Genomic DNA, 25,567 nt, shown 5'->3' with positions numbered 1-25,567 from the left:
CATCTCCTTCGTTAATTCATTCGTCACTCATGTTGCTCTCTCTTCGGAACGGAATGTCCGCAAGGCGGATCAGCTTGAATCATGATACTTCGCCATATACACATTATGTTATTGGTTATCGGGGTATGAAATCCATGATATCGAAATCCCTGATTATGCTTTCCCTGTCCTTTCCCGCCAGCAGGGGCGGCTCCCTGTCACTGTCCACGTACAGTTCCATGTACCGTTTCAATGTCTCGTCACTGCCCAGAATGCCGGCCTGCAGGATACGTTCCATGTCGGTCCCCTCCAGCCGTTCCAGTGTCTGGCGGGCATGGGACTGTTCCGGTTCCGAAAGGCGGTCCGTGGCCATGAACCTGGAGAGCAGGTCCATGTCGTCAAAGGTCACGCCTCTGGCGCGGTGCGGATCGGGACGTTCCACATAACCGGTGATCTCGTAGCGTTCCGGCACCTCACCCTCCTCCGGTCTTCCGAAAGGGGCGGGGAATTCGGGCACGGGTGCCTTTCTCCCTTTCATGGCCGTATCCGTCCGCTTTTCGCTCATCGCGTATTCCCCGTCCATAGGCGGGGATTGCCATAACCGGTACCGGCTTCTGCCGATGACAGCTTCCTCAGACGTTTCCTCCCGTGGTTCCGCCGGTTCTTCCTTCACCGGAAGAGCGGAGGCAGGACGCTGTCCGTCCCTCCATTTAAGGATGCTGCCCGTGTGGACGTACTTCTCTATGCTCAGGTAGGAGGCATACAGGAACAGAAGGATGAATGCGTATTCCATACCGGTCTACATAAGGTTTGTCATGAGATGTGCGTGTTCCGTCGGGCCGATACTGTACTGGAGCGGGTCACAATCCATCATGGCAACGTTGTATCCCCGGCGGTTATGTAGGACACCGCCCGTGAACACGGTGAAGAAGGTCTTGCCGGGTTCACACTTCCGGCCGGTCAATTCGATAAATAAAGGTTCTTTTTCCATGTGCATTTCTTTTTTATGGTTGTTGCCGGCAAGCTTTCCTGCCGTTTCATACCACAAAGGAAATAACAAGCGGAATGACCTCAAATACCCTGTCGTGTATTGTCATGGATAGTCAGTTTTTGTCATGGGGGAAGGGGCGGTGAAAAGAAAAAAATGCTTTCCCGAAGGGAGTCGTGAAGCCAGCCCCCCTTTGGAAAACAGGATACGGGGGACATCCGATACAGTGAAAAAAAGAAAAATCCCCACCGGCTTCTGCTGGCGGGGATCGCAATAATAAAGGAGCGGGCTTCTCAGCCCTTGATGTAACCGTACTTTTTCAGGTCATCCATGAAATGCTCCGGCGTGTCGGTCCTCACCGTCACCCCGTGCAGTTCCCTGTACCGCCCGGAGAAATTCACCATGTACTCCCCGTCGGTGCACCCGCTGTCAAACCAGCTGCCCTCACGCAGGATGCGTACAAACTCGGAAGGGTCGGAGGCGGCAATCCTGCCGCCGTCCGCCAAAATATACATATGCTTGTTCATGCCGATAATTTTTTAGTCCTCAGTTTATAATATAGTTTCTGTTCATCGTCCAGGAAAGGGATGTCACGGAGTGCGGTGGCTGCGGGCACCTGTCCCCTTGTGGCAAAGGTAACCAATTTATGGAGAAACAGCACCCAGTTACGCATTTTTGTGAAGTTGGTCGTTCCCGAATGCTGGCGGAACTCGACCGTCTTGTGCCGTGAATAGGCTTCGAGATTCACCTTGTGGTAACGGTTGCCGATTCTGTTTTTCAGTTCGTTCACCGTCCTGGCCGAGCGTATCGTCTCATCAGATACATGGCCCAATCCCTTGCAATAGTAGTTATCCCTGCGGGATGCCGGCATGAACCTGTCGATGACCGGTTCCAGATGTTTGTAACTCAGGGCCAGATTACGCCAGGTCGCCATGTTGAAACCGGCGGCATCGATATGCACGTGAAGCCCGCAGCTCTCGTTCACTTTCACGTCACACAGGTCAAGCACCCAGCAGACCTTCTCCAGTTCCCGCAGGCCGGCTTCACCGACCAGGATCGGACTGACCAGCTCGAAGGTGTCGTTGCCGTTCAGACTGCTGTCCGTCACGAGCTTCCAATGCGGACGGGTGGTATGGTTGTAGCCTTCTACCGTAACCTCGATACCGGCCTCCCTGAGCTCGCGGGCGAGCCGTTCACGGGAGCAGTTGTAGCCCTCGATCTCGATACCGAACTTGCGGTTGAAAGTGTAATCCAATACGGCTGTCGCCTGATGGGTATTCAAACCATCCTCACGTTCACTCATCCGGCGCAGGGCGTTCACTACAAAACCGTAATTGCCGTTAGTCACCATTCTTGCGATTTCCGCACGGGGAACTCCCAGAAGGAACAGCTGCCGGATCTTGCTTGTCTTTGTTGTCTCTTGTGCTAAAATGCTTCTAACTTGCTCGTTCATAATTTGTTACCTCCTTTATTATTATACTGCTAAGGTAATGCTTTTATAGGAGAAGTCGTAATTATAAGAGCCTTATTATCATGCTGTTAGCTTACTTTATCTTAGGCTAAAAGTCCTTATTTAAGGTGTCTGTATCCTATCGTCCGCTACCGGTCGGTGTCGGATTCCCCCAGACCGATGGCGGGGCATATCTCCTCCACCAGTTCAGGAAGGCCGGAGCCTTTCTCCTGACGGGGATCGGGCGGGAACAGCGTGGAGCGGAAGACACCCTTGCAGACAGGATCCGCCTCCCTGTTGTAGCGGAGGGTGTTCGGGATGTGTGAGGACAGCAGCTGCAGCCCCATCCTGTGGATGACACGGTTCCAGGCATCATACAAGTCCTTCCGTCCCCGCCTGTCCACCATGTTCCAGAACAGCCGGATACCTTTCAGGTTGCAGTTCCCCTTGGCGATCAGCTCCTCCTCCAGCACCTTGGCAAACTGCAGGGAACTCTGCATGACGATGTTGTCCGCCTTGAGCGGGACAAAGATATAGTCCATCGCAGAGACGGTATGGACCACCCCCTCGCTGCGGAGCGTTCCGGGAAGGTCGAAGAGCACGATATCGAAAGTCTCCCCTTTTTCGTCCATATAACGCCGCAGGTCTTCCACCGCCTTTTCCGGGTCGCTTTTGATGACCGGATAGGCAGGTTTCCGGATTCTCTCGTACTGCCGGTACAGGTTCACCTTCAGGTCGTCATTTTTCATGACACCCTCCATGTCCCTCTCACGCATCAGGACGATGCTGTGTTGTGGGGAGTCACAGTCCACAACCGCCACACGCAGGCCTTTACGGTAATGCAGGACACTGGCCAGCATTACCGTAAAGACGGATTTTCCCACGCCACCCTTCTGGCTGGCGATGGCAACCAACAACTCTTTTTCTTTTTTCATCATACTTCTTTTCCATTAAATGTTAAACACTATTGTTTCAGAAACAAAAAGCAATGCTCCCACCGGGAGGATCCCCTCTCATGGGGACGGCCCTTTATGACCGTCCGGGCAGGGACTCCTCCAGAATCATCTCCACCGTTTCCCTGTATTCTTCCAGATGCCGCGAGACAAGGTGGTTGATGAACCCCTCCAGAGTGACCTTCCCGTTTCTCGAGGCTCCCGCCAGAATGGACAGTTTCCGGTGCAGGGCGGCGGGAATATGCAGTGACCGGCGCTGCATGCCCGCAATGCCATGCAGGTATTCCTTTCCGTAAACGGACGGCTGCATGGGAACACTTTTCCTTGTGGGACGCATAATGTCGTTACCGGACGTTCCACGTCCCTGCCGGGGACAGGCAGGAGCTTCCCCCATGATCTCACGGATGCGGTCCGCATCCATCCCGCCGGGACCCATCCGGTCTTTTACGTTCTTTCCTGTCATGATATATCTTCTTGGACAATGACAACATTTTATCGGCGGGCCGTTCCTCCCCGCTGCCCGTCTTCATCCCAAGGACGATAGACCTCACCGAGCAGGACGGCGATGTCCTCCCTGTGTTCCTCCATATGGAGTTCCAGCAGCCGGATGATAAAACCGGAGATGCTGCCGCAACCGGCTGCCCTGACCAGCATGGCAATCCGGCGGTGCAGTCTCCCGTCAATGTATGCGGTCTTCCACTCCGCGGCCTTGGGAGCGGGAACCAGAAACCTCCTTTTGTATTCTTCCGGGTCTGTCACTTTCCCTGCCCCCACCGGCCTTTCATGCCCCGGCACCCTCGTCACCGGTTCCGGGGATGGGAAAACGGGATCTGACAGAAGGTTCCCCGTAAGTCCGACCCTCTCGAGAACGATATCGGAAAGCCAGTTCTTTTCTTTTTTTGAATCCATATCTTAAAATCTTAAATTATTAAATTACACAACCGGTATTGTATCGGAATACAAAATAAAGGAAGAAGAGAACCGGACGGAGCCACCTGTCACTTATAGTCATCCAAAGTCGGTTATTGTCATGATGCACATGACGGGTGGACGGACATGCCGCTGCGTTCGGGCGTTTCTTCCTATGCGGAGGCGACATCAGAGGCACGCTGCCCGTAGCGGTGTGGAAAAGCGGGCGGGATTCCGTTTCCTTGTCCACCGGTCCTTTTAATCTTCATGGGCAGGTATGAGAGCGTGTATCCGCCTTGGTCGGATTCTTAAATTATCAGTCTGTAGAAGTGTAAAAGTAGCAATCCATCAATGGAGACAATAAAAATAAACCATAAGTTGTACACGGTTCTATGCCCGTTCTCCATTTGTGGAAGTGTAGAAGTAGCAATCCATCAATGGAGACAATGAAAAGAAACCATAAGTTGTACACGGTTCTATGCCCGTTCTCCATTTGTAGAAGTGTAGAAGTAGCAATCCATTAATGGAGACAATGAAAAAAAACATAAGTCACACACGGTTCTATGCCCGTTCTCCATTTGTAGAAGTGTAGAAATAGCAATTCATTAATGGAGACAATGAAGAAAAAACATAAGTCGTACACGGCTACATGTCCATTTCTCCATTTGCAGAAGTGTAGAAGTAGCAATTCATTAATGGAGAATAAGGTATGGAAAGAGCTGATTTTCCATAGATAGATACGCCTCCTCATCCCCGAATTATGGGCGTAAGTCACATGGTTATGGAGAGATATCCATCCTTTTATGGGGAGAACAGCCGGCAAATACCTGATGGAAATACCCCGCAAGCCACAGGGGAATAGCCTTACAATGGGCTGATACACAATAATTATTGGATAAACGTGGTCCGCTCCTGCGGACAGCAAGTTGTGTTTTCGTTAAACGAAAACCAAACGGTTTAACGGCAATTATGCCGCCAAACCCCTCCAACATATAGAGCTCCGAAGTCGCTCCAAGATAATACAATTGCCCAGGAAAAAATCAAGAGGCATACGCGTTGCATTACAAATTATAAACAGCCCACAGGTTTGATGCAACAAGGACGATGATGACCTGTGGTACTGATTGGGAGAGAACTGCAACCATGACAGAGAGGGCACTTGTCATCTGGAAAGCCTGTTTTTGATGACAGGCTTTCCAGAAAATTGTACTCCTGATTATTGCCGTGACCAATCAGAGACACTCAATGAATAGCCTACCGTCTACTCCTTCCTAGCTTGTAACGGTAACATTTACTGCCATCAGCGTTAAGGACGAATGTCTCAGTGATTTCCTGTCTCGCTTTTATGAACGGGGCCATGATTGAATATTTACAAGTAACCTCCTGTGCCAGCACTTTCTGAGGATCTGTATCCGCATATGATGCAGGTAACACGGGCTTAAGCCTGGAAAGTGAATCAGCCATTTTCTGATACTTGTCAACGCGGTTCTGATAAAACTCCCGCATTGCCGAAAATCCCTCTTTCTGTAGAGAACTGCTGTAACGCTCAACATGGGTATTGGCAAAATCAAGCTCCTCCTCCCGTTTTTTTTCAAAGGTCTCTTTCAGAATACGGATACTGTCACCCACAGTGATCATAACCGGTTCCCCCATCTCGATAACCTCAAACTGTAGATCGGTCCATACACCTTGTTTGTCCGTTTGCACAAAATCGGCTATTGCTTTTTCACTGGTTGACCGACTTCCGCATCCGAATACCAAGCAAAAAACAAAAGGGGAAAATAACAATTTTAGCTTCATTGTTGTAATCATTTATTTTATAGTGCAACTTTTGAATCAATATGTTCATACGCTCAATTACTGGAAAAAACTGCTGACAGACTATTTCTCACCCAGGCCCTTCTCGCTTTAAAATATATCAAGCGCTTCCAAGTCTACATCGGACAGCAGTTTTACTTTTTAATCCTTTATAGTGATTCTCCCAGCAAATATTTTTAGTCTCTTTACTTTTGCTACGGAAAGTAAATACCTGATTATCAAATAGTTAAATTGATTACAATCGATTAATATGGCGCTCTTTACGGGCGCCTTTTTTGTTGCTCAAGTATCGTTGATAATCGTTGCTAAGCCTTTTTACGCCATTTTTTGTACCTCCTGTGTACCTCACCACGAAAATCCGAGGATTATCGTTGGCAAGGTCATGGAGAACTTTTACGCCATTTTACGGGATTTTACGGAGTTATACAAAAATATTGGAGAAAAAAGGAGAAATAACATGAGTAGCAACATTGAAATCAGACGAATCTGTGCGTGGTGCAAGCAAGAATTCATTGCGCATAAAACAACTACAACCTGTTGTTCGCACAGATGTGCAAACCTTCTGTATAAACAGAAGAAACGTGAGTCCTCTATTAAGGCTAACAACCAAATTATCGAAAAAGTCATCAAGGAAAAGCCGATTGAGAAGATCAGAGACAAGCCTATTCTTACTATCACAGAAGCTGCCACATACATTGGAGTAACCCGACCTACTCTTTATGGCTACCTGAAAAGAGGTGAACTAAAAGCCTCCCGACTTGGATATAAATTTCTATTGAAAAAGGAAGATATTGATAACTTATTCAATAAGCCTATAGATTTTAAGATTCCGGTCAGAGACAAACCTTCTATTAATGATTTCTACACTACAGCTGAAGTCAAGGAGAAGTATGGCGTAAAGGATTCCTGGATATTCCATATCGCTAAGGAACATAATATCCCACGAACCTTTCATCGTGGTAAAACCTATTGGAGCAAAAAGCATATTGATGACTACTTTGCAAAGAAAGCTCCCGATCCTGAAATCAAGGAATGGTACAGCACGCAAGACATGCAAAAGAAATTCGGCATGACGCTGACGGCCATCTATTCTTTCGTATCAAAGAATGCCATTCCCAAGAAGAAGGTCGGTATCATGGTGTACTATTCCAAGAAGCATGTGGACATTGCCAAAGGTCTCATTGCTCCAGAAGAGCCAAAATACTACACTATTGCCGAAGCGATGGAGCGATTCAATCTGACACGGGATCAACTCTACCATTATGTGAAATACCATAATATCCCCCGTATCAAGGTAGGTAAATATACCAAGATTCTGCGGGCTGAGCTGGACAAGTTCTTTGAGCCTCCAAAGATAGAATGAGCCGAAAGTTATTTTCCGGTGATAAATACCACCATCAGAACACCTATTTTATTTGCAACAAAAACAAGCATTAATCAAAAAACGATATAGCTATGACACTTACATGCACCAACGTAACTTTGAGACAAAAGCCATTGCGTAACGACCGTATATCTCTTTATCTGGATTATTATCCGGCCATTCGCAATCCTTACACGATGAAGATGAGTCGCCGGGAATTCCTCGGCATTTACATCTATGCCAAGCCCAAGAACGAGCAGCAAAGAATGTTCAATCAGGATATGCTGAACAAGGCAGAGGCAATCCGCTGTATCCGTGTCCAGTCGCTTATCAATGAAGAATTCGGGTTTCTGGACAAGAACAAGCAAAAGGTAGATTTCCTCGCCTACTTCCGGACAAAGGCACGAGAAAAGTATGAGAAATGGGATTGCGTTTACAACCACTTCGAGAAATTTGTCGGCGGCAAATGTACCTTTGGCGATGTCACCGTGGAACTGTGCGAGAAGTTCAAGGATTATCTGCTCAAATGCAAACAGATCAATCATCCCAATGCTTATATCTCACGTAATTCGGCAGCCGGCTATTATTCAACTTTCCGAGCACTATTGAAAATAGCCTATAAGGAAAAGATGTTGCGTGAGAACTTAAACGACTTCCTGGAAAAGATTGAATGGAAAGAGGTCAAGAAAGAGTATCTGACACTTGATGAAGTCAAGAAACTAGCAGCTACACCCTGCAAGATTCCTGTCTTGAAACAGGCCTCCCTATTTGCTTGCATGACCGGTCTCCGTATCAGTGATATTCTGAAGCTGGACTGGCGTGACTTTGAGGTCGGTCCGGATCAAGGCTACTACATCCGTATCTGCACCGAAAAGACAGAAACCGAGGCCACCCTCCCTATCAGTCAGGAAGCACTGGAGTTGTGTGGCGAATGGGGCACCGGAAAAGTATTCAAAGGCTTGACCCGATCCATGACTCATCATCCCCTGAAACAATGGATAGCCGAAGCCGGAATCAGAAAACACATAACCTTCCACTGCTTTAGGCACTCGTATGCGGTCATCCAAATCTCTTTAGGTACAGACATTTACACAGTATCGAAGATGCTGACGCACAAGAATGTCACCACTACACAAATCTATGCTGATTTGGTCAATTCAAAGAAGCGAGAAACGGCGAATAAAATTTCTCTTAAATGAAAACACTAGTCCAAAGATAATCTGTACTATACAACTAAATAGTACGGATTATCTTTGATATATGAAATTTATAATATAGCATATATTATTATACTATATAGGTCTAATATAGACTTTCACTGATAGACCATCATGTTCTTTGGTCAAATCATGCTCAAGACCGCGAGGATTTCGTATATATCCTTCGGGATCAAATACAAAACAATATAAAAATTTGCATTTTGGATGAGTCTTATATTTAGCAATATCAATGATTAACTGATCACCTAGCTCTTTATCTTTTAATCCATCGCGTGTCATTTTTACTTCTATTGAAATTTCTTCATTTTTCAACAAAAAATCCATACGATTGTTACCGCCTGCATATGAAGGCGTCCATTCTTCTGGTCGGACGTCCTCAAAATGTAATCGTAAAATAGCGTTTAATAAATCTTGAACATCGTATTCATCTTTAATCTCTAACGTAGGGCGTCCTGCATGCCTACGCTTTAATTGTCTTGCACATATATGAAATTTCTCAAATATTTTACTTAGAACTTTATCATAGTCCACTTCTGCTATTTTAGGATTTATCTCATGAAAAGCTTTTAATATTGCAATAAGTTGTTCGCATTCATTTTCATCGCACATATTTTTTTGACCCAAAAATCAAATCTTTCAGTCTGAGGATGGTTCGGATACAATGATTGCAAAAACATCAAAGACTTTGCTCCCCATTCTGCATAGCCTTTACTATCTGCGATATAATCTCCAAAAGGACTCCTTCTCACATTCATTAGGAATGATTCACCTTCTGTTATTAATTCTTTCAAATCCATATAAATTCATATTGTTATCAACAATTTCATAAATAATTCAAAGATACTGATTTATTTCGATTTACCACTCCAATTTATACAAAACACACAATTAGAATATGATTGGGATTTTTTTGTTTGACTCTGGCTTATTAATGAGGAAAAAAGCTACATATCGAGGACAAATGCTGCCACTTTCTTGGATTTATAACATGGTATCTATGAAATGACATATATTTGCGCACAAACAATTAGCAAATATCACTATGAATCAGAAAAGTATAGAACATATAGCACTCTATTCCCTTGTATTGGTAGGTATTCTTATCGTTGGCGTTTTAGCTCGGCTGTTTGTTTTATCCAAAGGTGTTGACGATTTCAGTAGTAGTGTTGCATTTTTTGCAACAGTAATTGTCTTGATGGCAATCTATGCCAGTTTACAGACAACTTTTAATCAGTTTCTGCTGCCACGCATAGAAGCTTTTCTATTGCGTTTCTCTGCTTTTCAAACGAAGAAAAATTACAATGACACCGTTTCTGTTCCGGAAGCCCTTACAATCGAAGATTCAAACCAGGCTACGCCTGATGTCATTGAGCCTGCTCCTACCAATGAAGAAGCAATCTCTGAACCCTCAGAATATGAAGTCATGCGAACCAATGTTATCACAGAAAATAATCGTGCTATTCAAACCAAATTAGAAAAGGTGCTCAATTATACTAAGCAAACCATGGTTGCCTATATGAGTGAAGAAGATCTCAACCGTCTATGCACATACGTTACAGAATATAGTACAGGCGATACCTTACAAAAGATGTCGCCTGTAAAGGTTGACTCTCAGCTTAAAAGCATTGATATTATGCACTTTGGTTGGAATATCGGCAAGGCTTTTGGTAGAAAGCGTATTCATACTGCAACCTTCATCAAGAATGTCTTTGCCCACACCCTACGTGACTTGGAAATCTCCACTATTGAGCGTAAAATGTCACATACGGAATCAGTGTGCTGCATCAAACTGGATAGAAAGATTATGTAAATAAAATCTTAATCAGCTTCAAATTTAAAAATGTAACATATCCTAATAAGCAATTTTATTTTTTCAAAAATAGAGTGCCAATGTTATAATTGATAACAAAAAGAGGACAAGAAATCTTGTCCTCTTTTTATAGGCGGCAAGGGAGTCGAACCCTCATGGCGAAGCTATTGATTTCAGAGTATGCTTTTACCACGCATTCTTTTTCGAGCATTAACCGCCCAGTCCGCCAAATGCCCACCGTCCTAAAAAGTTACCTAATGTCTTCATATTATTCAGAGATTTAGTGAAATTAAACAAGTTAATCCATCCAAGTACAAACTGGTAAAAAGTCGGCAACAGACACCTAAATAAATGAGTAGATATTAAACATACTCCTACGTTCAATCAAATTCATTGCAAATTTAAAAAACTTTTTAAATAACGTGAGTTCGAAATAAGAATAAATATATTTCACTTATAATTAGAAACATAGCGATAAAAGTATTAAATTTATAGTGCTGAATTATAACATTTAAACGATTACCACTATGTTTCCAGAGTCTAAAGTTACAGAGATTTATTGTATGGCCGATGATTTTTGCAAGGAATTTACATTGCAACAGGAAAAATATATGATTAAGGATATGAAGACCATGCATCGTAACAAACCCAACCGTATGAGTGATGCAGAGATTATGGTTATTCTAATCCTGTTTCACTCCGGTGGTTTCCGTTGTTTCAAGCATTACTACAAGGAGTATGTCTGTAAACATCTGAAACACCTTTTTCCTCGTCAGGTTTCTTATAACCGTTTTGTGGAACTGGAGAAGGAAGTATTGCTTCCCATGACCATATTCATCAAAAGAGTACTGCTGGGAACTTGTACCGGCATCAGTTTCGTTGATTCCACTCCCTTATGTGTATGTCGTAACCAAAGAATCTTGATTCATAAGACATTTGAAGGGCTTGCCGAGCGTGGAAGATGTTCTATGGGATGGTTCTTCGGATTCAAGCTGCATCTGATAATCAATGACAAGGGTGAAATCCTCAATTTCATGTTCACGCCTGGAAACGTGGATGACCGGGAACCGTTGAAACAGGGTAGGTTTCTGGAAAACATCAAAGGAAAACTATGTGCAGACAAGGGATATATAGGTCAGGCTCTGTTTGAAAACCTTTTCCTTAATGGCATACAACTTGTTACTAAAGTTAAAAATAATATGAGGAACTCACTGATGAGTATTGCCGACAAGATTTTGCTAAGAAAAAGAGCCTTGATTGAAACGGTCAATGACGAACTGAAGAACATCGCACAGATTGAACACTCAAGACATCGTTCATTCAGTAACTTTATAGCCAACTCCTTGTCGGCTATCGCGGCATACTGCTTTTTTGAAAAGAAGCCCGCCATTGACGTAAAGTTTGTCAATGACGGACAACTTGCTATTTTTTGATTTTATTTCGAACTCACGTTAAATAGAATTTTTACTATTCATAATTTATCATCACACATTTCACTTTTTATCGAGAGGCTATTTTTTCTTATCAATATCCATTAATAGTTATTGGTCTAACACTAAAAGTAGGTAATATACTTGTTGTATTTCAACTGTTTAGTCATACCAATCACCACCAAAAGTTATCTCACAGTTATATTCCGGTGATGTTTTCCACCATCAAAACACCAATTTCCTTTGCCAGCGAACAATTAAAAACGAGTACGTATGGCAAACGAACAGATCACTTTTGATAAGCTGCCGCAGGCGGTAGGTTATCTCACGGAACAGATGGAACAAATCCGGCAAATGGTAGCGGCACTGCAACCGCAGGTTTCTTCCGACAAGCATCGTCTTATTGAAATTGACGAAGCTTGTAAAATCACACGAAAGGCGAAGCCTACCATTTACACGCTTGCGCGTAAAGGACTGATTCCGGCTTACAAACGAGGGAAAAAACTCTACTTCTATGAAGATGAGTTACTGCAATGGATTGAGTCCGGGCGCAAGCAGATGCAGGCAATGTCGCTCCAGGAACAGGCAGCGGAGATAGTACATGGAGCGAAACGCAAACCAAAAGGAGGTTATAACTTTTGATTTGCATGGATATGAAAACCTCCAAATTAACAGCTGAAGGTATTATCGGCGAGGCTGTGCGTATCGGAGCCAGAATGTCTGGTGGTGAGTTCCCGATAGAAATCTTTCCTATCAAGATTCAGCGTATCATCAGCAGTTTACACGATTGTCAGGGCTATCCCGTGGATTATGTTGCTGCGGCTATCCTTGCAGCCATTGCCGTGGGGATTGGCAACTCCCATCTGGTGCAGGTGAAGCGCAACTGGCTGGAAAGTCCCATCCTGTATATGGCTCTGATTGGTCGCCCCGGGGCCAATAAGAGTCATCCGCTGAGCTTCGCTTTCCAACCGTTCATTGAGCACGACTATTGTCAGAATCAGGAGTATCAGAAGTTGTATGCCGAGTATGAACGCACTATGTCCATGAGCAAAAAGGAACGCATGGAAGCTGGTTTGGATGAATTTCCGCAGGCTCCCGTGCGCAGACGCTTTCTTGTTTCAGATATCACTCCCGAAGGATTGAGCCTGATACATGCCCAGAATCCCAGAGGACTCTGCCTTTGGTCGGACGAGCTATCTGCCTGGTTCAAGAACTTCAACCGCTACAATAACGGTTCGGAAGAACAATTCTGGCTTTCGGTGTTCAATGCCAAGCCCACGATTTCCGACCGCAAGAGTGCGCAAAGTTCCATTTTTATCAGACGCCCCTATATCTCTGTTATCGGTACCATTCAAAAGAAGATTTTGGGCGAACTGGTCAAGGGCGAACGTTCGAGTAACGGTTTCATAGACCGTATTCTTTTCGTGATGCCTGAATCTGTTTTGAAAAGCAGATGGAACGACCGGGAAACTCCTGAAGAACTGGAAATCCAATGGCAACAGATTATAAACAAGCTGATTGCACAGGATTATTCGCTTGACGAGAATAATGAGTTGCAGCCTCAATGCCTGCCATTCGATGAAGACGCCAAGCAGCGGCTTTACGGCTGGCAGCACGAAAATGCACGCCAATGTGATATGGAAACCAATGATGCTTTGGTCGGTATTTACTGCAAACTGGAAATCTACATTATCCGGTTTTGTCTGATTATCCAGCTTGCCCGATGGACTTGCGGAGAGTGTGACAAGCATACGATTGACCTTGAAAGCGTGAACCGTGCCATTCTGCTGACTGAATATTTCCGGACCACAGCCGTAAAAGTGCAGACAGCCGTCAGTCAGGAACAGTTGAGCGAATTGCACCGCAACATCTACCTGAACCTGCCTCAGAGATTTACGACGGCAGAAGGTATCGGCATTGCTGAAAGTTACGGGATGAAGGAGCATGCTTTCAAGATGTTTCTAAAACGCCACATTGGAACATTATTCAGAAAAGAGAATCATGGAGAATACAGTAAATAAACCTGTTACTATGCACATTTTCGCAACCGAGGGGTTTGTGAAGTTGCGAAAATGTGCATAGTAACATCCAAACAGAAAGAAAAATGAGCTACAGATTCACATTAGAACCATACAAAGGTGTCAGCACCCGGCATACATGTCCGAACTGCCACCGCAAAAGTTGTTTCGCCAAATACATCGATACGGAAAAGCAAATAAACTTTCCTGATTATGTAGGGCGATGCAACCATGAACAGAAGTGCGGCTACAACTATACGCCCAAAATGTACTTTGACGAGAACCCGATGGCCAAGGAACGATTGAGTGAAGAGTTTGTACCGGTGTCAAAGCCACGCATCAGTCTGCCTCCTGCACCATCCTTCATTGAGCCGGAAATCATGAGGCAATCCCTGAAACTGTATCACACGAACAAGCTGTTTCAGTTCCTGAGTTTTCATTTCGGGCAGGAGGCTACCGAGGAGCTGATGTTGCGCTACCATGTGGGAACCTCAAAGCATTGGCCGGGAGCTACGGTCTTCTGGCAAGTGGATATTTCCGGACGAGTACGCACTGGGAAAGTGATGCTTTACAATCCTGAAAACGGAAGACGGATTAAAAAGCCGCACAACTACATCACGTGGGTACATTCCCTTTTGAAAAAAGAGAATTTCAACCTCCGGCAATGTTTGTTTGGCGAGCATCTTTTGGCCTCCGACCAGCAGCGTCCAGTTGCCCTTGTGGAGAGTGAGAAAAGCGCTTTGATTTCCAGCTTCTATCTGCCGCAATACCTCTGGATTGCTTCGGGCGGAAAGAACGGAGCGTTCAATCGGGACGCCATGAGCGTATTGAGAAACCGACGTGTCCTGCTCTTCCCCGACCTGGGGGCGACCGACTATTGGAACAGTAAAATGGAGATGATCCGGAGCCTGGGAATAGAAGTTTCTCTCTTCGATTTTATGGAAAGAAATGCGACAAAAGAAGAACGGGATGCAGGTTATGACATCGCCGATTTTCTGCTGAGAGAAGAGACAAAGGAGGCTATTCTCAATCGTCTTATCACGTTGAATCCGGCCTTGGAAACACTGGTCGAAACCTTCGATTTGCAGCTTGTCAATGTGGAGAAAGTACCGCTTTCAGCAATGGTTCAACATACCCGGAAAGGACTTTTCAAACGATGACTTTCAGATGTATGATTCACTTCTTTTTCACTGGAGCAAGTTTATGCCGGTGTATTACATTTCCCGGCCACTTGCTCACCTCAAAAGAAGGTGAGACGGCTCCCGATGGTCACAATTATTAATCTCAAAAGCAAATATTATGGACAAGAAAAATACAGTTACAATCCGTCTTACAGACGAACAATTCGGCTGGCTTAGAGCACTCAGCCGACGCAGCAAACGCAGTCAAAGCGAAGTAGTGCGTTCACTTATCGAACACGGTACAGTGCGTGAACGAATTACAAGAGAAAATCTTGACATCATCCGAAAACTGATTGGCGAAAGCACAAATCTGAACCAGCTTGCCAGACGAGCCAATGCTTACGGTTTTTATCGTGTGGCTGATGAGTGCAGTACCGCCGTTCAACAGATTTCACAACTCATAAAACAGCTCAAAGATGATCGGTAAAATTGTCAAGGGCACATCGTTTTCCGGGTGCGTAAACTATGTGCTGAAAGAAGATAAATCGCGTCTGCTGAAAGCAGTTGGTGTCTACGGTTCACCTGAAGAAATAGCAGAACAATTCGAGTTGCAGACTTTACTGAACGACAAGGTCAAGAACACGGTCGGCCATATATCATTGAGTTTCTCCGCAGAAGACGGAGACCGCATCCGTGACGATGATGGACTGATGCTAAGAATCGCCCACGACTATATGAAGCTAATGGGAATCGAGAACACGCAGTTCATCATCGCTCGACATACCGACCGTGACCATCCACATTGTCATATCGTTTACAACCGGGTGGATAATGACGGCCGCACCATTAGCGACAAGAACGACCGTTACCGGAATGAAAAGGTCTGCAAGATGCTAACAGCTCGTTACCGCTTGCATTTTGCCGAAGGAAAAGAGCATGTCAATTTCATGCGGTTACGTCATCACGACAAGGTAAAGTATTTTATCTATCATGCCTTGAAACGAGAAGTTCCGAACGCCCGAAGCTGGAGTGAGCTGCGACTGGCCTTACGGAAGTACGGAATTGATACGCAATGGAAGCAAAGTCGCACGACCGGAGAGATGCAAGGTGTCAAGTTCACATGTGACCAACTGACCTTTAGCGGTTCCAAGATTGACCGCCAGTTCAGTTTCCTGAACATCGACCAGGAGCTGAGATATAACGCTCTTTCTGCTACCATGAACCAGCGTCAGTCACAGGTAGAAACCATACGCGAGGAACCTCGTCATGAATACCAGCAGGAGAATCATTCCAGCATCAGTGTGGGATTGTTCACGCCCTCTCCTACGGATTATGATACGGAGGAAGCGATACAGGCCAACCGGCTTAAAAAGAAGAAAAAGAAACCGAAACGCAAGCGAGGTTTCAGTCTATAATCAATTTTTTATTAACCATCAAAATTCAAATTATTATGAACTATTCCGATTTTATTTACGATTTCAATCTCTATTTGTGTGAGAGATTCGGTTACAGAAACTGCTGTTCCGTCATGCACAACGCCAACGGCATATGTGTTTCCGTCCATGTAGACGAAATGGATTTATATATCCGTTTCTGGGAATACAGTTGTGGTGTTGGCAGCATCCCCGACTGGAGCATTATCATTGTACGCAGCAACTTCAAACGAAACCAGCAGGAAAACCTGAAAGACCTTGCCCGCTTCTTCAAGGAGTACGCCCCGCGCTATGGTTACAAATACCTCTGCACCGAGGATGACGACTACAAGTATTATCAGACCCTTGGTCTGAAACTTATCCACAGAGGACTTTTCAGACAATATAATTATGGATTGCCGTTGAAGGAGCTGGAGGTGTAATGTAGACTTCTTAATGAAGAGGCTGTTTCAAGGTCCTATTTGAAACAGCCTCTCTATTTTTTTATTGTTTTCAGAATGTTCTTACTTCTATATGACCTGAAACTACTATTTATTTCCCATGCCATATTTTCCATATTCACAGCCTTTTACTAAATTCTAACATCATAGAAATTAGGTAGGTACTTATAGCATTTCTTATATTTTCTGATGTCTTCTTCTTTGAGTATCTTCTTTGAGATTAAAAGTGTTTCTTGATCTTCTATATTTAATGCTTGATTTAAAGCCATTGCTTCTCTGTAAGTGAGATTAGGAATCTCTATTTTATAAGGATCTGGTGTCCCTACAAAATCAAATTCTTCGAAATGCAATAACTTTTCATTAAAACTTTCATTCAAAACAACACCTCCGTATGTAAACATTCTGGCTCCTCTATATTCCTCATATGTAATATTAAAGATAGGCTCAAATTTCAACCTATGTTCCAACATCCTATTCCTATCCTTAATAGTATTTATGCAATCGAGTTCTAGCATTCTTCGAATAGTATACGGAGCTTTAGAATCTACGCAGCATTTATCTTCTATATCCCATGGAACAAGCGGCCCAAATACCTCTTTAAGTTCGCTTTTGGTATATTCTTGATTGTCTCCATTCCTCATTTGACGATTGCAGGAGATTAAATATATGCTGCCATGTGGAATTCGATTGAAAATAATTTCCAAATCTTCAAATATGTCGCTATTTAAGCATCCATCATAATCAAGCCATATAATACTTGGCTTCGTTAGATCTATTTTACTCAATTCATCAATACTTCTACCAGGGTGGATCTGTATACAAGAATACGGTTTATTGAATTCTAATTTTTCCTTGGGATATCCGTATTCTATGCTGAACATTTGGTTGATATGGAGTTCTCGATGAAACATCTTAAAATCTGTAAAAGACAATCCTCCAAAACCAATATATTGATACTCCTGTTGAAATAATGGTATAATGCGAGAGAGCACAGATAGTAACATCCGTCTCTCGACAAATTTGCAGGGTCTTACTTCATAATTTAAAACTGTTGGACTTTTCATACTAGATGTCCTCCATTCGTAAATAATAATCAAATGTTATACTCCCAAGCTCTTTATAACTACTTGCTTCAGCATGATGTTTTGCGTCATTTGCCTTAGACTTATTAACATCATATGCTATTCTTACTGTATTCTTTTTTTGTGCAATAACATCTTCATCAAGCGGAGGAGATATGAAGTTTTTATGCACTAAAGGCTCTCCATTAACAGCGAAAGATAGAGACTTCAACTCAACGGCTGAGGCTCTCTCCGTCGTATCGCATAACATACGACGATAGCTGTTAGCTTGATCTCCCATTAATGATATCTTTTTCAGATAATCCAATATATTAATCATGGCATCTTTCATCCTCGGCAATATGGCCTTATATATCTCTGAAGTTGTATCAATGCCTTTTTTTGTTGTTGTCAATGGGAGATTCATGGTCTCTTGGGAATCCAAATATAGGATACCTCTAAACATCACATGATTTACGTGCCATTTAGGAATCGAAGAAAGTCCCCAGCCCGTCATTGTTGTTTCATCTGCCTCTACAACAAGCCGATCATTGCAGTATATATACCATCCAGATTTTTTAGGCTCGCCTATTTCTCCCAAACCTGCAACGATTTTATATTTAACATCTCTTACTTTGCCTTCATCGTAATAAGGCATACATTCATCAGATATTAATAACTCAACCTTTTTACCTTCTAAAGCTGTGCCATTTAAATATATTTGGAGTCCACGCAAAAGGCTGAAATTTAATAAACGCTGAATATCTTCCGCCAACTCACTAATAAAGCGAGTGTCAGAGAAAAGGTCTTGAACTTCGGGGTTCAGGCTTGTCACCTTGATCAAGGTTCCATCGTTCTGTAAAGCGCCGCCCCTATCAAGCTCGTGATAATTGAAACTCCAATCATCGATCATGGTTGGCGTATCTTCACCTGGCAATGTCACAGTCTTTGTTTTCTTTTCCCATTCTTCAACATTTACATCTACTAAAAAATGATCAGAACCACATAACGACTCAACAGAGAAGTGCTTACCTATTTTAAATAGAGAACGTTTCATGCCGATTCCAAATCGGCCTACTGTATTATTTCGCATTTTGGGGGCATCCTCTGGCCGACCAAATCTAAAAGCATACTTTTTAGCTGTCTCAAGAGAAAAACCTCCACAGTTATCCTCTATGGAAAACTCCTTATCATTTATTGTTAACTTAATCCACAATCCATCGTATATCGCGGAATTAATCCGATTTGCACCATCAATCGAATTATCCAATAAATCAACAATGGCATCTTCGATGGATATATCCCGAGTTATCATCTCAATAAAGAATTTTTTCGTTGGATTTCCTTCTATTACATTGGTATTCATAATATTATTATTTTTTATGATAATACTTGATCTAGTGCATTTATGTAGATAGGCATATTTTCATGTTCGATTCCAAATTGTTTCTCAATCATAAACTTTACAATCATTTCGCCATCAATCAGAATTATAGGTACTGCCCCATGTTTAATAGAGCAGCCCATAGCATCTTTGGTAAACGACGATGTAGTGAAGAATATTCCTTGTTCATACTCCCCTTGAATGGCGCCTCTAAACGCATCTATTTCTTTTCTCCCAACAGAGCCAACATTCCATCTTTTACATTGGAACGCTACACTCATATGCGCCAACCCTATTTTTAATTTGCCAAATCCATCAATACCTCCATCCTTACTCTTTTGAGTAACTGATAAATCAGAGAAACCATAGACGTCCAAAAGATTCATGCAGAACTTCTCAAATTCGTATGGATTGAGACTCTTCAATTGACGAAGGATCTTTTGCTGGAATGCTTCTACATACTCATGATATAACTCTCGAACAGTCCGTAGAGAAGCCATCTCCTTTGCAGTATTCTTTACTCGCTCTTTATTTTCCTCATTGACACGGAATTTTCTGCTAGATTCATCATATATGAAATACTTCTTCGATGATGCAGTTGGAAAATCTATACCTAATGAATGACTTCTAAGTTCACTTCTTAATACAGATACAGGGGCTTGGGCTCGAAATGTATATAAAGATCGTTCAAGAATCTTTGCATAAATTTCTGCTACAGACATAGGTTGGTTGTCAAAAGATAACAACACCTCCTTTGCAGCCTCTAATATGGTATACTTCTTGCTCATAATGATCTTCCAAATATTTCTTGCTTAACCCATTCCAAATCATTAGTAATTGGCTGATCTTGCATCATTTTCATTATATAATAAAACCCACCATTAGCATATTCATTTATTAAATCAATAGCTTTTGTTGGCTCTTTCATAATGTCAAGTGAACCAGCTTTGGCTATACACATACACAATAATGCCTCCGCATCTTTTTCACCACCACCATTACACATTGTATTCAAACTAAAAGGGCGATCAGCAATAGGAGACTGAAGAGGTCTACGTTCATTGTGTATAAAACCAACAACCGCAGCCCAAACAAAACATTGCCAATGATAAGAAAATACATTATAGGCACCACCTTGCTTATTTGAGAATTTAAGGATTACATTATCCTTAACATATTGTTCAAATGAAAATCTAATTTCAAATATATTTTCCATGTTGCCTTATTTTAAGATTGTTATTTGCGTAGAAACTTCGTGTTGTCCACGATTAGAATCTCCACTATATATCTTGCTCTCTAAATTGTAAATTCTCGACACATTACTTTGATTCTGCAAATCAATATATTTATCACTTTCCAAATCCACATCTTTAGTTAGCACAATGGATTGACCAAATATATCTTTAATACCAAGCAGATATTTATGAGTCGTTTCCAAATCGAAACTAGATGTTGGAGCATCACTTATAAATGGATAATAAATGCCCATAGCCTCTTGATTCAACGATAGTAAAGCATTTATAATACTCATCTTCTTTCTATCCTCATGGCTAGTATTAAGACCCGCATCAAATTCTATAGAATAGTCTTCACCTATTTTTACATTACCTTTGTATCCGTTATCATGCTCTGTAAACTTCGCATAAAAGAGATTTGCTCTTTCTTCAATTTTATGAAGCAAATCTTTTCTTGCACTTTCCTGGACTCTTTTGCAGATATCTTCTAGGAATGTTGAAATGTGTTTCCATTCTGTCTCTGGAACTTTTGCAACAGTAGTATCTTTTGCTCCTAATTTTTCCAATTCTCGTTCAGTAGCACGTAATTCACTCCTGTAATTACTAAGTGTCTGCTTGGAAACATCCAACTTTCGTTGTTGAGTTTCCAAATTGCTTCTGCTTGCTCGAATTGAAGAATTGATAATACCGGCTGTCTCTGCTTGGGTTACAGGATCTACACCATGCTTTTTCTTAATATCTTCTATTTGCTCATCCAATTTACGTTTTTCATCTTGCTTTCTTCTTCGCTGAGCCATATATTTTTCCAATTCATCTTCGCTATCTTTCCATTGTTTGTCAATTTTTGACAAAGAAATCAGTAATGAATCTGGATAATCTTGAATCTTACCAACAAACATGTTAAACTGTTTAGAAAGCTGCATATTGCTGGTATACTCTTCCATTTCTTTTAAGTACTCTTCCTGTAATCTTAATCGTTCTGTGATGTAGTGGTATGGGGCATCATCTTCAGAGAATTCAGTGCCGCATACAAAACATTTCTTATCTTTAAGTATCTCTTCTAACTTTGAACGACTAGGATTATCTAGATACTTCTTTTCTGGAACAGTATACTCTTCCTCCTTGTGCTTTTCAATAATTTCTTTACATTGTTGAATCATTGGTTCAATACCACGAAGGATCCACAATGAAGGAAGTTTCTCTCTTTGAAACTCATCTATACGAGTCGTTTCTGACAATAATTTATTTATCTCGTTTTCACAATCCTTGTATTTCTTTACTAACATTGAATAGCTTGCTAAGCCAGAAATCTTTGTTTCTCCATCTGCTAAGGCTATCTTAATAGTCTCAATGTGAGTCTCAAATTGCTTTTTGTTCTCTTCTTCTCTAGTAATCTTATTGTTTAAGTTGTCAATGGTTGATAATAACCCCTTAACGCTTGAATTATGTTTATTAACCTCTTTTAATTTACGACTCTCAATTCCTGTAATCTTCAATTTAGACTTACTGATTATTTCAGAAAGTTTTTCGTAATAAGGAAAATATGAAATATGCTTAACAGCTGCTTTTAATGTTTCTTTATTTCTAAAGTTTATAAGACTTTCGAGTGACTCTCCTTGAAACCATATATAGTTTCTGATACCATCTGGGAATAGCTCATTAATTTTGTCCTCTGCTAATAAATCATTAAGCACTTTTGTTCCTGTGGCGGAATCAAAAGAAACCTTCAGCATATTACCGCCCACTTGCCAAGCATCATTAGAGTCCCATTCTTCTCCTTCAAGTCTTAATGCACTGACAGAGCGCTCTATTATATAATCATTATCCTTATCGTCCTCAATTTCGATTTGTACTGAGGCTCTAATTTTATCGTTAATTTGTGCATTGAATAGAGCTCGTTTGTTAATGAACTCATAACGCTGCATTGCAAATTTGGCAGATTGAGGCAAGTTATCTGTAGTACACCAACCGATACCAGTGATATATATTTTACCGAACAATACCCAGTAAAAGGCATTGAAAAGTTTGGACTTACCTTTTCCTCCATTGCCTATGATTAGATTCAAACCTTTGGAAAACTCCATTGTTTGACTCTCATAGTACGATTGAAAATTTTCGATAGTAATATTTTTGATAATCATAACTTTGCGTATTATGAGTTACATATATTCTTAATATTGGCAATATACTGATTTGTTAATACATCTGCATCTCCAACACTAGTTGATAGATCTGTTAGCATTTTGGCAACCTCTTTTGCTTTTTCAAAGTTCACAGTAACTTTTTCAGCACCAGATTCAACTGTTTGATTAATTTCTTTCTCAATTGCCTTATACATTTCGTCTTGTATAGCCATAATATTATTATTTATAGTTATTATTTTCTTCTTCAAGCATCTCAAATAAATCTATTCTCAAAGCCTCACAGTAATTCTTCAAATCTCCATACAAAATATCTATTTGATTATCAGCGAGGGCAGCAAAGTTTACAATACGTTTAACTTCACTAATGAACATATTTCGTTCTATACCGATGGAATCATTCATCACATTTGGTGGCGTAACAATCAAATCCCATATTTTTGCCTTATCTTTTCCTTTACTTTTTCTTAGTACGCGTCCACGACGTTGAACAAATTGACGTGGGTTACCTGTACTTGAACAGAATATCGCATGCTCCGCACGTGGTATATCAACACCTTCATCCAAACACTTCATTGAAAGTAAAATTTGAATATCTCCATCTGCGAAACTTTTCAATATGCCAGGAGCATCATCAAGTCCACTAATGTATTTATGATAACTGTACCCTTGATCCTTAAACATCTGTGCATACTCATCTATTATATGAATATCTTCTTGATCAATGTTATACGAATCTCTTTCGGAGTAATCAGGCTCATATCCCTCAGGCACAAAAACAAAAGTATAATCAAGTTTACGCTTTTGTTTTAAGTCTTCTAGTAAATTAGAAATCGCCACTTTCTTATTTTCTGCCTTATGAATAATTCTTTTACGCTTCAACAATAATTTATCGGCTTCGGGTCTATATTTTCCTGTATCAGGATCTATAAACTTCCTTAACTGAGTTGAGATATATTCATACTCTTCCATTTCAGAGTCTGTTAACTCAACGAATATGGGGTAATAATCATAGTGGCATAATATGTTTTCTTCTATTGCTTGTTTCATTGTATATCTATATGTATACTCTGGTGGTCTAGAATTGAAGAACTCATATAATTTTTCAGAGCCTATATCATCGTATATACGTTCAGGTGTTGCGGACAAACCTATACGCCATTGTATATTATGGGGTAAATGTTTTAATGAACTTGGAGAACCTATATTGTGTGCTTCGTCAGCTACATACATAAAGGTTTCTAGTCCCTTAACCTTATTAATAAACTGTTGTATATCCTTGCGGTTAAATGTCGCATATGTCGTTATGATAATAATACTCTTTGATTGATCTAATAAACTTCTTGTTGTATATCGACTCAAAGTGTTCTTCCAATCTTTATCCGTATGTGTGGATATAATATTTTGGAAGTTAAAAGCTTTTGCCTCTTTTTCCCATTGAACTGCTAATGCTTGAGTGGGTACGACAATTATTGCTTTATAATAACCATTCTCTTTATATTGCTTTCTCAAGCAATTGAGAGCTGTAACTGTCTTGCCAGAACCTGTTGCCATAGCAAAAACACCTTTTTTTCCATTGCTAATCCAAGCATTATATGCATTAATTTGGATTGATCTTTCTTCTGGGAATGGGAAACGGGGTTCCTGTTCTTTTAATTCAATCTTATCTAAAAGCCTTTGAGATAGTGGTTTGATATAGGTATTACTATACGAATTATCAGTTCGCAAATTTACGCTATTGTCTAAAAGTTCTTCAATAGTTGTTTTGGGGAACTTTTCACAAATTATGGTTTTAACATTGTCGATTGGTATATGGAGCAAATGGGGAGTATCATTTTCCCAGGATCTATCAAATAATGTTTGATATTCTGCTATTCTTTTATTGTCATCTGGAGATGTAAATACAGTGATTGTCTCACCATTTAATTCTAATGCTGATTGTGAAAAGTTCGCAGATCCAATAAATGCCACCTTACAGCCTTTTTCATCTGTAAATACCCCATACTTGTCATGTCCTAATCCACCTTTAGTTGAAATAGTCGCGATAAATTCAATTCTGTTAATAGAAATCAAATACGACAAACAGCGAAAGAAATGTTCATTTTCTTTAGAAAGTGTCTTTGTTAACTTATCTATATCAGATAAAACACGACACTCGAAGTCCTCGAACAAATGTTTTTGTCCATTTTCAATAGCCTGCTTATCTTCCTTGCTTAATATATGGTTTATGATAACACGCATTTTGCCTCCATTCGCTATGAACAGGGCAAAACCATATGCAAGACTTCTTATTCCACTAGATGAAAAGAACCCCAAGCCTAAATCAAAAGATGAGCTTTCAATTAGTGCTTCAGTAAAGAATTCTTTTGGCTCATCATATCCAGAAGAATAACTATGTTTAAATTTTACATCTTTCAACATAAGATATCTTCTAATCCATTAGTTATTTTATCAATCAAATAATCATATCCATTCAAGTTTGGATTATCTCTCAACTCCTTATTCATTAGTTGCAATCCATCATCAATATGCAACTTAATATATTTAGGAATATCTTTATCTGTCTTATACAAACCGTACTTTACGCATATAAGGCCAATATAGTAAGGTAGATTGCTTCCAAATAAAACATTCTTACTGTACTCCTTACCTTGTGAATCAGCAATATCTGATAATGATAACTTACGATCTTTTGATAAGGAATAAGTCAAAGCTATACGCGCAATAATATTCTCTGCGCCCAAGTTAAATTTACGACTTAAGTCTGTAACAATATCCTTATTAATCTTTGATGTTTTTATCGATGTAAACATA

The 25,567-nt window shown here is 41.3% G+C and carries 29 protein-coding genes; 10 read left to right on the top strand and 19 right to left on the bottom strand.

The window, feature by feature from the left end; translation table 11 throughout:
* Positions 1-115 precede the first annotated feature (115 nt).
* The 9 genes from BXY_RS12050 to BXY_RS12010 form a co-directional block, all read right to left on the bottom strand.
* Positions 116-772, bottom strand: coding sequence for a hypothetical protein (locus BXY_RS12050; protein WP_015532041.1), 657 nt, complete (start codon positions 770-772; stop codon positions 116-118).
* A gap of 6 nt (positions 773-778) precedes the next feature.
* Positions 779-970 (bottom strand): P-loop NTPase family protein, encoded by a 192-nt coding sequence (locus BXY_RS12045; RefSeq protein ID WP_117615916.1) that lies wholly within the window; start codon positions 968-970, stop codon positions 779-781.
* Between the two features lie 290 nt (positions 971-1,260).
* Positions 1,261-1,494: a hypothetical protein gene (locus BXY_RS12040; protein WP_015532040.1), complete on the bottom strand. Its 234-nt coding sequence runs from the start codon at positions 1,492-1,494 to the stop codon at positions 1,261-1,263.
* Positions 1,491-2,420, bottom strand: a complete 930-nt coding sequence (locus BXY_RS12035) for an amidoligase family protein (protein WP_005681824.1) — start codon at positions 2,418-2,420, stop codon at positions 1,491-1,493. The genes BXY_RS12040 and BXY_RS12035 overlap by 4 nt, the downstream gene beginning before the upstream one ends.
* A gap of 146 nt (positions 2,421-2,566) precedes the next feature.
* A complete protein-coding gene (locus tag BXY_RS12030) occupies positions 2,567-3,355 on the bottom strand; it encodes a ParA family protein (RefSeq protein WP_015532039.1) in 789 nt (262 codons plus the stop codon).
* A gap of 91 nt (positions 3,356-3,446) precedes the next feature.
* Positions 3,447-3,833 (bottom strand): DUF3408 domain-containing protein, encoded by a 387-nt coding sequence (locus tag BXY_RS12025; protein ID WP_015532038.1) that lies wholly within the window; start codon positions 3,831-3,833, stop codon positions 3,447-3,449.
* Between the two features lie 29 nt (positions 3,834-3,862).
* Positions 3,863-4,279, bottom strand: coding sequence for a DUF3408 domain-containing protein (locus BXY_RS12020; RefSeq protein WP_015532037.1), 417 nt, complete (start codon positions 4,277-4,279; stop codon positions 3,863-3,865).
* Between the two features lie 19 nt (positions 4,280-4,298).
* Positions 4,299-4,529, bottom strand: coding sequence for a hypothetical protein (locus tag BXY_RS12015; protein ID WP_208946809.1), 231 nt, complete (start codon positions 4,527-4,529; stop codon positions 4,299-4,301).
* A gap of 1,004 nt (positions 4,530-5,533) precedes the next feature.
* Positions 5,534-6,079 carry a hypothetical protein gene (locus BXY_RS12010; protein WP_005798008.1) on the bottom strand — a complete coding sequence of 182 codons (546 nt, stop codon included), beginning with the start codon at positions 6,077-6,079 and terminating at the stop codon, positions 5,534-5,536.
* 475 nt (positions 6,080-6,554) lie between these two features.
* Between BXY_RS12010 and BXY_RS12005 the strand changes: the two genes are divergently transcribed.
* Positions 6,555-7,460, top strand: coding sequence for a helix-turn-helix domain-containing protein (locus BXY_RS12005; RefSeq protein ID WP_057280017.1), 906 nt, complete (start codon positions 6,555-6,557; stop codon positions 7,458-7,460).
* A 92-nt stretch (positions 7,461-7,552) separates the two neighbouring features.
* On the top strand, positions 7,553-8,659 hold the full coding sequence (locus BXY_RS12000; RefSeq protein ID WP_015532034.1) for a site-specific integrase: 1,107 nt from the start codon (positions 7,553-7,555) through the stop codon (positions 8,657-8,659).
* A gap of 93 nt (positions 8,660-8,752) precedes the next feature.
* Here BXY_RS12000 and BXY_RS11995 read toward each other — a convergent pair whose 3' ends face one another.
* Together BXY_RS11995 and BXY_RS11990 are read right to left on the bottom strand one after the other, a co-directional pair.
* On the bottom strand, positions 8,753-9,289 hold the full coding sequence (locus BXY_RS11995) for a PD-(D/E)XK nuclease domain-containing protein (RefSeq protein WP_015532033.1): 537 nt from the start codon (positions 9,287-9,289) through the stop codon (positions 8,753-8,755).
* Entirely contained in the window at positions 9,247-9,477 is a 231-nt protein-coding gene (locus tag BXY_RS11990; RefSeq protein ID WP_015532032.1) for a hypothetical protein, read from the bottom strand. Before BXY_RS11990 ends, BXY_RS11995 begins: the two co-directional genes overlap by 43 nt.
* A gap of 245 nt (positions 9,478-9,722) precedes the next feature.
* On the opposite strand from BXY_RS11990, the gene BXY_RS11985 reads away from it, so the two are divergent.
* The 8 genes from BXY_RS11985 to BXY_RS11950 all read left to right on the top strand — a co-directional run bounded on the left by BXY_RS11985 (position 9,723) and on the right by BXY_RS11950 (position 16,914).
* Positions 9,723-10,490 carry a hypothetical protein gene (locus BXY_RS11985; RefSeq protein WP_015532031.1) on the top strand — a complete coding sequence of 256 codons (768 nt, stop codon included), beginning with the start codon at positions 9,723-9,725 and terminating at the stop codon, positions 10,488-10,490.
* Positions 10,491-11,017: 527 nt separating this feature from the next.
* Positions 11,018-11,923 (top strand): IS982 family transposase, encoded by a 906-nt coding sequence (locus tag BXY_RS11980; RefSeq protein ID WP_016270147.1) that lies wholly within the window; start codon positions 11,018-11,020, stop codon positions 11,921-11,923.
* 270 nt (positions 11,924-12,193) lie between these two features.
* Positions 12,194-12,562 (top strand): helix-turn-helix domain-containing protein, encoded by a 369-nt coding sequence (locus BXY_RS11975; protein WP_007855832.1) that lies wholly within the window; start codon positions 12,194-12,196, stop codon positions 12,560-12,562.
* A gap of 11 nt (positions 12,563-12,573) precedes the next feature.
* Positions 12,574-13,941, top strand: a complete 1,368-nt coding sequence (locus tag BXY_RS11970) for a DUF3987 domain-containing protein (RefSeq protein ID WP_057280019.1) — start codon at positions 12,574-12,576, stop codon at positions 13,939-13,941.
* 83 nt (positions 13,942-14,024) lie between these two features.
* Positions 14,025-15,098, top strand: coding sequence for a DUF6371 domain-containing protein (locus BXY_RS11965; protein ID WP_015532028.1), 1,074 nt, complete (start codon positions 14,025-14,027; stop codon positions 15,096-15,098).
* 139 nt (positions 15,099-15,237) lie between these two features.
* Positions 15,238-15,546, top strand: a complete 309-nt coding sequence (locus tag BXY_RS11960) for a MobC family plasmid mobilization relaxosome protein (protein WP_005646264.1) — start codon at positions 15,238-15,240, stop codon at positions 15,544-15,546.
* Positions 15,536-16,474 (top strand): relaxase/mobilization nuclease domain-containing protein, encoded by a 939-nt coding sequence (locus BXY_RS11955; RefSeq protein ID WP_015532027.1) that lies wholly within the window; start codon positions 15,536-15,538, stop codon positions 16,472-16,474. Before BXY_RS11960 ends, BXY_RS11955 begins: the two co-directional genes overlap by 11 nt.
* A 35-nt stretch (positions 16,475-16,509) precedes the next feature.
* Complete coding sequence (locus BXY_RS11950) at positions 16,510-16,914, top strand: hypothetical protein (protein ID WP_057280015.1); 405 nt, start codon at positions 16,510-16,512, stop codon at positions 16,912-16,914.
* Positions 16,915-17,063: 149 nt separating this feature from the next.
* Here the strand turns inward: BXY_RS11950 and BXY_RS11945 are convergent, their stop codons facing one another.
* From BXY_RS11945 to BXY_RS11910, 8 genes are read right to left on the bottom strand one after another with little or no spacing between them, the layout of a single operon-like run.
* On the bottom strand, positions 17,064-17,996 hold the full coding sequence (locus tag BXY_RS11945) for an O-methyltransferase (RefSeq protein WP_015532024.1): 933 nt from the start codon (positions 17,994-17,996) through the stop codon (positions 17,064-17,066).
* 1 nt (position 17,997) lies between these two features.
* A complete protein-coding gene (locus BXY_RS11940; protein ID WP_015532023.1) occupies positions 17,998-19,359 on the bottom strand; it encodes an ATP-binding protein in 1,362 nt (453 codons plus the stop codon).
* Between the two features lie 14 nt (positions 19,360-19,373).
* Positions 19,374-20,165, bottom strand: coding sequence for a restriction endonuclease (locus BXY_RS11935; RefSeq protein ID WP_015532022.1), 792 nt, complete (start codon positions 20,163-20,165; stop codon positions 19,374-19,376).
* Positions 20,162-20,593, bottom strand: coding sequence for a hypothetical protein (locus tag BXY_RS11930; RefSeq protein ID WP_015532021.1), 432 nt, complete (start codon positions 20,591-20,593; stop codon positions 20,162-20,164). The genes BXY_RS11935 and BXY_RS11930 overlap by 4 nt, the downstream gene beginning before the upstream one ends.
* 6 nt (positions 20,594-20,599) lie before the next feature.
* Positions 20,600-22,753: a hypothetical protein gene (locus BXY_RS11925; protein ID WP_015532020.1), complete on the bottom strand. Its 2,154-nt coding sequence runs from the start codon at positions 22,751-22,753 to the stop codon at positions 20,600-20,602.
* 11 nt (positions 22,754-22,764) lie between these two features.
* Positions 22,765-22,968: a hypothetical protein gene (locus BXY_RS11920; protein WP_057280016.1), complete on the bottom strand. Its 204-nt coding sequence runs from the start codon at positions 22,966-22,968 to the stop codon at positions 22,765-22,767.
* Positions 22,969-22,975: 7 nt separating this feature from the next.
* Entirely contained in the window at positions 22,976-25,174 is a 2,199-nt protein-coding gene (locus BXY_RS11915) for a DEAD/DEAH box helicase family protein (RefSeq protein ID WP_015532019.1), read from the bottom strand.
* Complete coding sequence (locus BXY_RS11910; RefSeq protein ID WP_015532018.1) at positions 25,168-25,566, bottom strand: DndE family protein; 399 nt, start codon at positions 25,564-25,566, stop codon at positions 25,168-25,170. Before BXY_RS11910 ends, BXY_RS11915 begins: the two co-directional genes overlap by 7 nt.
* Between the last annotated feature and the right edge of the window lies 1 nt (position 25,567).

Source organism: Bacteroides xylanisolvens XB1A (genome assembly GCF_000210075.1).
In the GTDB taxonomy this organism is placed as follows: domain Bacteria; phylum Bacteroidota; class Bacteroidia; order Bacteroidales; family Bacteroidaceae; genus Bacteroides; species Bacteroides xylanisolvens.
Note: the sequence above shows the minus strand (reverse complement) of the source record. Positions and strands in the feature narration are given on the sequence as shown.

Coding starts and splice junctions, on each gene's coding strand:
- BXY_RS12010 (WP_005798008.1), bottom strand. CDS start 6,079: ATGAAGCTAAAATTGTTATTTTCCCCTTTTGTTTTTTGCTTGGTATTC.
- BXY_RS12040 (WP_015532040.1), bottom strand. CDS start 1,494: ATGAACAAGCATATGTATATTTTGGCGGACGGCGGCAGGATTGCCGCC.
- BXY_RS11930 (WP_015532021.1), bottom strand. CDS start 20,593: ATGGAAAATATATTTGAAATTAGATTTTCATTTGAACAATATGTTAAG.
- BXY_RS12050 (WP_015532041.1), bottom strand. CDS start 772: ATGGAATACGCATTCATCCTTCTGTTCCTGTATGCCTCCTACCTGAGC.
- BXY_RS11995 (WP_015532033.1), bottom strand. CDS start 9,289: ATGTGCGATGAAAATGAATGCGAACAACTTATTGCAATATTAAAAGCT.
- BXY_RS11955 (WP_015532027.1), top strand. CDS start 15,536: ATGATCGGTAAAATTGTCAAGGGCACATCGTTTTCCGGGTGCGTAAAC.
- BXY_RS11970 (WP_057280019.1), top strand. CDS start 12,574: ATGAAAACCTCCAAATTAACAGCTGAAGGTATTATCGGCGAGGCTGTG.
- BXY_RS11935 (WP_015532022.1), bottom strand. CDS start 20,165: ATGAGCAAGAAGTATACCATATTAGAGGCTGCAAAGGAGGTGTTGTTA.
- BXY_RS11910 (WP_015532018.1), bottom strand. CDS start 25,566: ATGTTTACATCGATAAAAACATCAAAGATTAATAAGGATATTGTTACA.
- BXY_RS11920 (WP_057280016.1), bottom strand. CDS start 22,968: ATGGCTATACAAGACGAAATGTATAAGGCAATTGAGAAAGAAATTAAT.
- BXY_RS12030 (WP_015532039.1), bottom strand. CDS start 3,355: ATGATGAAAAAAGAAAAAGAGTTGTTGGTTGCCATCGCCAGCCAGAAG.
- BXY_RS12045 (WP_117615916.1), bottom strand. CDS start 970: ATGGAAAAAGAACCTTTATTTATCGAATTGACCGGCCGGAAGTGTGAA.
- BXY_RS11985 (WP_015532031.1), top strand. CDS start 9,723: ATGAATCAGAAAAGTATAGAACATATAGCACTCTATTCCCTTGTATTG.
- BXY_RS12000 (WP_015532034.1), top strand. CDS start 7,553: ATGACACTTACATGCACCAACGTAACTTTGAGACAAAAGCCATTGCGT.
- BXY_RS12035 (WP_005681824.1), bottom strand. CDS start 2,420: ATGAACGAGCAAGTTAGAAGCATTTTAGCACAAGAGACAACAAAGACA.
- BXY_RS11960 (WP_005646264.1), top strand. CDS start 15,238: ATGGACAAGAAAAATACAGTTACAATCCGTCTTACAGACGAACAATTC.
- BXY_RS11975 (WP_007855832.1), top strand. CDS start 12,194: ATGGCAAACGAACAGATCACTTTTGATAAGCTGCCGCAGGCGGTAGGT.
- BXY_RS11980 (WP_016270147.1), top strand. CDS start 11,018: ATGTTTCCAGAGTCTAAAGTTACAGAGATTTATTGTATGGCCGATGAT.
- BXY_RS11965 (WP_015532028.1), top strand. CDS start 14,025: ATGAGCTACAGATTCACATTAGAACCATACAAAGGTGTCAGCACCCGG.
- BXY_RS11945 (WP_015532024.1), bottom strand. CDS start 17,996: ATGAAAAGTCCAACAGTTTTAAATTATGAAGTAAGACCCTGCAAATTT.
- BXY_RS12020 (WP_015532037.1), bottom strand. CDS start 4,279: ATGGATTCAAAAAAAGAAAAGAACTGGCTTTCCGATATCGTTCTCGAG.
- BXY_RS11990 (WP_015532032.1), bottom strand. CDS start 9,477: ATGGATTTGAAAGAATTAATAACAGAAGGTGAATCATTCCTAATGAAT.
- BXY_RS12025 (WP_015532038.1), bottom strand. CDS start 3,833: ATGACAGGAAAGAACGTAAAAGACCGGATGGGTCCCGGCGGGATGGAT.
- BXY_RS12005 (WP_057280017.1), top strand. CDS start 6,555: ATGAGTAGCAACATTGAAATCAGACGAATCTGTGCGTGGTGCAAGCAA.
- BXY_RS11950 (WP_057280015.1), top strand. CDS start 16,510: ATGAACTATTCCGATTTTATTTACGATTTCAATCTCTATTTGTGTGAG.
- BXY_RS11925 (WP_015532020.1), bottom strand. CDS start 22,753: ATGATTATCAAAAATATTACTATCGAAAATTTTCAATCGTACTATGAG.
- BXY_RS11940 (WP_015532023.1), bottom strand. CDS start 19,359: ATGAATACCAATGTAATAGAAGGAAATCCAACGAAAAAATTCTTTATT.
- BXY_RS11915 (WP_015532019.1), bottom strand. CDS start 25,174: ATGTTGAAAGATGTAAAATTTAAACATAGTTATTCTTCTGGATATGAT.